Below are 5,430 nucleotides of genomic sequence, written 5' to 3' on the forward strand. Positions count from 1 at the left end.
ATCTCGTCGATGAAGATGATGGCCGGGGCGTTCTCGCGCGCCTGCTTGAACAGGTCGCGCACGCGCGCCGCACCGACGCCGACGATCATCTCCACAAACTCGGAGGCGCTCATGGAGAAGAAGGGCACGCCGGCTTCGCCCGCCACCGCGCGCGCGAGCAGCGTCTTGCCGGTGCCCGGCGACCCGATCAGCATCACGCCCTTGGGCGCGGTGCCGCCCAGGCGCGTGTACTTCTCGGGCGCCTTGAGGAAGTCGACGATCTCCACCAGCTCGTTCTCGGCCTCGTCGATCCCGGCCACGTCGTTGAAGGTGACGCGGTTCTCGGCGTCGGCGTCGTAACGCTTGGCGCGGCTGCGGCCCTTGCCGAAGATGCCGCCCATGCCCATGCCGCCACCACCGCCCTGCGACTGCGCGCGCCGGTACAGCCAGACGTAGAAGGCAATCAGCAGGATCGCGGGGCCGAAGCCGTACAGGAGGGTCGCCCAGCCGCTGCCCTGCTGGATCGGCACGGCGCTGATCTCCACGCCGTGCGAGATCAGGAAGGGCTCCAGGTCGCGGTCGAAGAAGGCGGGCAGCTCGGTGACGAACATGGTCGCCTGGCGCGCCGGCATGCGGGCCTGCGCGCGCTCCGCCGCCGGGGCCTGCGGCGGGAGCTTCTGCTGGCGCATCTCCGCCGGCGGCCAGGTCACCGCGTCCTTGAATCGGCCCTCGATGCTGGTGCTGCGGCTGTAGATGGCCGCCACGTTGCCCTTGGCCACCTGCTCGCGGAAGGCGGTGTAGGGGATGGTCACCGGCGCGTCCCCGGCCGGGAACAGGTAGCTCATCACCATGTAGTTGATGAGGAGGATGAGCGCGAAGAGGCCCCAGACCTTGCGCGGCGGCAGGCGGGTGGGCGCGCGGTTCGGGCCGGCGGGGGGCGTCTTCGGAGGGAGCTTGTATCCGTTCATGCGGAGGCTTCGGATGGGGCAGCCGCCATCATGACGCGCGAAAGCCGCCCGCGGGCGGCTTTTGGGGAAGCAGGAGCGTCGGGCTTATGCGGCCAAAGGCTCCTCGTGCGCGGCGCGGTTGGCGGCCAGGCGGGCGTCGATCAGGGTCACCATCTCCTGCAGCGCGGGGTGGGCGAGTCCGAGCTGGCCGGCCAGCCGCCGCACCAGGGCGTCGACCCGCTCGATGTGCTGCGCGCCGGCGTCGAGCGCGCGGGCGGCGGAGGAGGGCTTCTTCAGCGACGCCGCTGCGGCAGCGTACTTCTCGAACGGCACCAGGTCGGCCGGGTCGGCGCCGAGGCGGCAGCACAGGTCCGCCACCCAGGCGTAGATCGCGCGCGAGCGCTCCAGGTCGCCGTGCACGGCCTCCTGGATCGGGATCATCCCCTGCGCTCGGATGCAGCGGTAGTTGCCCGTCATCAGCATCGGCCACTTGGCCAGCGGCACGAACAGCGACTCGTGCACCTTCAGCTTGACCGGGATGTCCAGCATCTCGACGCCGTGGGCGAAGCGCGCGTCCTCGATGTCTTCGGCCAGCTGGCGCAGCAGCCGCGTGGGCCCGTCGCCGGCAAAGCGCGCGGCCTTGAAGTTGGTGGGCAGGCCCACCTGCAGCACGTTCTTCGGCTCGCCGGCAGGGCGGAAGGCCTGCGGGTCGGGGCTGGCGAGCGTCACCAGCTCGGGATCGAAGCCGGCCCACAGCCCGGGGTCGGTGTAGCAGTCGTCCAGCAGGTCCGCATCGATGCGCGGGATGCGCCGCAGATAGGGCAGCGGCGGCATGTTCATGATCGCCAGGCAGGGCACGCGGGCGCGGGCGATGCGCTGCATCAGGCCGCGCACGCCCGGCGCGCCGTACTGCGACTCCTGCATGCCCAGCACCGCCAGGTCGAAGGCCTCGGGCTGCACGGCATCGGGCGTGGTGGCCTGCAGCACGCCGGGCAGGTCGCGCGAGGCGATCTCCACCAGTTCGTCGCAGCCCTTGACCGGGAAGCGCACGACGGTGCCCTCGCGGTTGATCAGCGCCGCGGTCGGCGCCGTGCACACCAGCGTGACGCGGTGGTGCGCCATCAGCAGCTTGGTGGCGAGGAGCGATCCGTAGGAGGCTCCGAGGACGAGGATGGATGCCATGGCACTGTTCTCCGATGTTTGGAAACCTGTGGCACGTGGCCCGTGGGCCCGGCGTTGCAGCCATTATGTGAAACGCTCACCTGTAAATTTCACTCGGGAAATTTCACAAAGTTAATTTCACAGCGTATGCTGGCCGGCAGTGAAACGGGCGCCGTTTCCGCCGACCGGACTCCTCCCCATGGCTCAGCACACCCGCAACACCCGCCTGCTTGGCAGCAAGCTGCGCACCTTGCGCAAGACGCACGGCCTCACGCTGGAAGAACTGTCGGCGCGCTGCATCCAGATCGACGCGGCGCGGGCGCCCTCGGTGTCGTACCTGAGCATGATCGAGGGCGGCAAGCGGGTGCCCTCGGCCGACCTGCTGGCGCTGTTCGCCACCGTGTTCCAGCGCGAGCCGGCGTGGTTCCTCGATGCCACCCAGGCGGCCGAGGCGCCGGCCGTCGCCGAGCGGGCAGGCGGCGCGCCGCCGGTGCCCTTCGAGCCGGCCTTCCTGTTCTCGCGCGAGCTGCTGCAGGCAGCGATCCCGGAGCTGCTCGCGCAGACCGGCACCAGCGGACGCCAGTTCGCGCACCTGCTGATTCGTTCGCACCAGGAGATCTCGCGCAACGACTATCCCGATCTCGAGCGCGCGGCGGAGGAGGTGGGCGAGCGGCGCTTCCCCCTCACGGCCGAAGACCTGATCGCGCTGTGCAAGCGCCACGGGCTGGAGCTGCGCTGGTTCGACCGCCCGCCGGTGCTGGCGCGCGACCGCGACACGGCGCTGCGCAGCATGCTGCGCTCCTTCTACGACGCGCCCAACCTGGTGTACGTCAACAGCGCGCTGCGCGCCCAGCCCGCGCGGCTGAAGTTCGACCTCGCCTCGCACATCGCGCACAAGGTGCTGCACGGCGGCGACGGCCTGCGCTCGGCCCACGCCACCGGCGGGCAGATCGGCGACAGCCCGCACGGCCCTTCGGCCGGCCTGAGCCCCGACGACGTGCTGCACGCCTGGCGCGACTTCGAGTGCAGCTTCTTCGCCGGCGCGCTGCTGTGCCCCAAGGTGCCGTTCCGCCGCTTCCTGGCGCGCGAGGAGCACCGCATCGAGGCCGGCGAGAAGATCGAGGTCACGCCCGCCGTGATGATGCGGCGCATGACCAAGGTGTCGCCGTACCCCTACTGGCACTACTTCGATGCCTACCCACCCGGCTACCTGCGGGCGGTCTACCGGGGCAACGGCATCCCGCTGCCCTGGGGCAACATGGCGCAGGTGACGGACCCGTGCCCGCACTGGGCGGTGTTCCGCATGCTCGATCGCGAGCGCGGGCCGGACCGCGGCTCGCAGCTCTCGCTGCTGCGCGAGGGCGAACAGTTCCGGCTGTACGCGTGCCACTCGCGCCAGACCGAGGACATGGCCGGCAACCCGCACGTGCTGTCGGTGGGGGTGGACATGGTGCCGGCGCTGCGCTCGCGCACGGCGGAGGCGGACCGGCTGGTGGACAGCATCGCCCAGGCCTGCCTGGCCAACGGCGGCGAGGCGCGGGTGCCGGACGAGGCGGCGCTGGCCATCCGCGCCGCCGCCAAGGTGCTCAACATCGGGTGGATCCCGGAGGCGCTGGAGCAGCCGGCGCGCATCATCTGCCCGCGCAGCACCAACTGCCCGCGCCGCGAGCCCTGTGCGGGCTCGGGCCTTTCGCGCGCCCGGGAGATCACCGAGCTGCAGCGGGAGATCATGGGCGGAGCGGCCTGCACGCGCCGCTCCGCCTGAAGGGAGATTCGCAAGGAGAGGCCGAGGCGGTGAAGGCAGGCCAGCCCCCGATGGTTCCGGGAGACCCGGTCGGAGCGTTCCGGAGGCTGGCCACCTTCACCACTCAGCTCAGTTGCCCGCGCCCAGGCCGGAGCCGGTGCGGAACAGCGGCAGGCCCACCGACGGCGCGTATTCCACCCCATCCCACGTCGGCATGGGCGTCGGCATCACCTGGAACTGGCCCGGGTGCTCGATGTCCCAGCGCGGCAGCATGGAGTTGTCCTCGTGCTGCGTGTTGTGGCAGTGCTCCATGTAGGTGCCGGCGAACTCGCGGAAGTGGATCGCGAACTCGATGGTGCCGGTGCTCTCGTCGCCGCCGCCGATGCGGTAGACGTCCTTGCGGGCCCACTTCTCCCACTCGGGCGGGGGCGCGTCGTTGCGCGACAGGATGATGCCTTCCTCGAAGTGCACGTGCACCGGGTGGGCCCAGCCGCCGCCGGACTGCAGCCGCCAGACCTGCAGCGTGCCGTCACCGGAGTAGCCGGCGTCGGTCGGCCCGGTGGACAGCGGCTGCGCGGACGAGATGCGGCGCGGATCCATGTTGAAGCCGTCGCTGCCGTCGGCCTTGATCGTCCACGGCGTCGCATCCGTGCCGCTGGAGCGGCCGAAGTGGAACTCGTGGCGGATCGCCGTCTGCAGCTTGGCCATATCGGCCGGGTTGTTGCGGTCCAGCCAGAGCGGGATCATCTTCTTGTGCGCGCCCCTGCGGCTCGCCACCGGCTCGTAGTCGGTGGGATCCATGCTCTGGTCCACGCCCGAGTACGGCCGCACGACGAGTTCCAGGAACTTGCCCACGGTCGGATCGCCCTTGTCCCACTCCTTCAGGCCGTCCGACCGCGTGCGGATGACCGCCGGGTCGTACTTCTCGGACAGGATGTCGGCCAGCGGGATGCGCTCCTTGTCCTCGATTCCGGTGTCGTGGTGCATCGTGTTGATGAAGTACAGCTTGTCGCCCGGCTTGAGGCCGTGCTTGGCGAAGTCCACCACGATGTCGTAGCGTTCCGCGATGCCCTGGGCCGGCAGCACCGCGTTGTGGTCCTGCTTGTCGCCATCGGCGTCGAGGTCCATGGTGCCGTCGAAGGGCACGGCGTGCTCCAGGATGTTGCCGTCGTTGGCGATCATGTGGAACGGGATGCGCTTGTACGAAATGTTGGAGCCCTTCGGGCCGGGCAGTTCGCAGGCGCTCTTGCCGGAGCACTGCTTGACCAGGCCGATGGACAGGTAGCGCGACACCGAGCCGTTCAGGATGCGGAAGCGGTAGCGGCGCGCCCGCACGTCCAGCGTCGGAGCCCACTGCCAGTTGACCAGCAGGCGGTCGCCGATGAAGCCGTCCGTGTTGAACGGGTTGAACCACAGCTGGCCGCTCTGGTCCCACGCCTTGTCGGCGACGAGCAGGTTCACGTCGTAGTCGCGGTTGCCCCACGGCATCGCCGAGCCGGAGGGCAGGCGCAGGTTCACGCCGTCGTTGATGGCCTCGTTGCCGCGGTCCAGCGCCGAGTAGTAGTTCATCATCACGGCGTTGCCCTTGTAGACGTTCTG

General features: G+C 70.0%; 4 protein-coding genes. 1 reads left to right on the plus strand and 3 read right to left on the minus strand.

Annotation, left to right across the window (positions count from 1 at the left end; all coding sequences use genetic code 11):
* Both VFM98_RS06340 and VFM98_RS06345 read right to left on the minus strand, forming a co-directional pair.
* On the minus strand, positions 1–947 hold a 947-nt coding region (locus VFM98_RS06340), incomplete at its 3' end, for an ATP-dependent metallopeptidase FtsH/Yme1/Tma family protein (RefSeq protein ID WP_325109060.1).
* Positions 948–1,031: 84 nt separating this feature from the next.
* A complete protein-coding gene (locus VFM98_RS06345) occupies positions 1,032–2,108 on the minus strand; it encodes a hypothetical protein (RefSeq protein WP_325109061.1) in 1,077 nt (358 codons plus the stop codon).
* Between the two features lie 178 nt (positions 2,109–2,286).
* On the opposite strand from VFM98_RS06345, the gene VFM98_RS06350 reads away from it, so the two are divergent.
* Entirely contained in the window at positions 2,287–3,852 is a 1,566-nt protein-coding gene (locus VFM98_RS06350; protein WP_325109062.1) for a DUF3612 domain-containing protein, read from the plus strand.
* A gap of 108 nt (positions 3,853–3,960) precedes the next feature.
* Here the strand turns inward: VFM98_RS06350 and VFM98_RS06355 are convergent.
* A partial coding sequence (locus VFM98_RS06355; RefSeq protein ID WP_325109063.1) for a multicopper oxidase domain-containing protein occupies positions 3,961–5,430 on the minus strand: 1,470 nt, incomplete at its 5' end.

Origin of the sequence: Ramlibacter sp., from assembly GCF_035706265.1 — a bacterium.
In the GTDB taxonomy this organism is placed as follows: Bacteria; Pseudomonadota; Gammaproteobacteria; order Burkholderiales; family Burkholderiaceae_C; genus Ramlibacter.

What these genes read in the sequence shown, in the direction of transcription:
- VFM98_RS06345 (WP_325109061.1), bottom strand. Translation starts at nt 2,108, where the DNA reads ATGGCATCCATCCTCGTCCTCGGAGCCTCCTACGGATCGCTCCTCGCC.
- VFM98_RS06350 (WP_325109062.1), top strand. Translation starts at nt 2,287, where the DNA reads ATGGCTCAGCACACCCGCAACACCCGCCTGCTTGGCAGCAAGCTGCGC.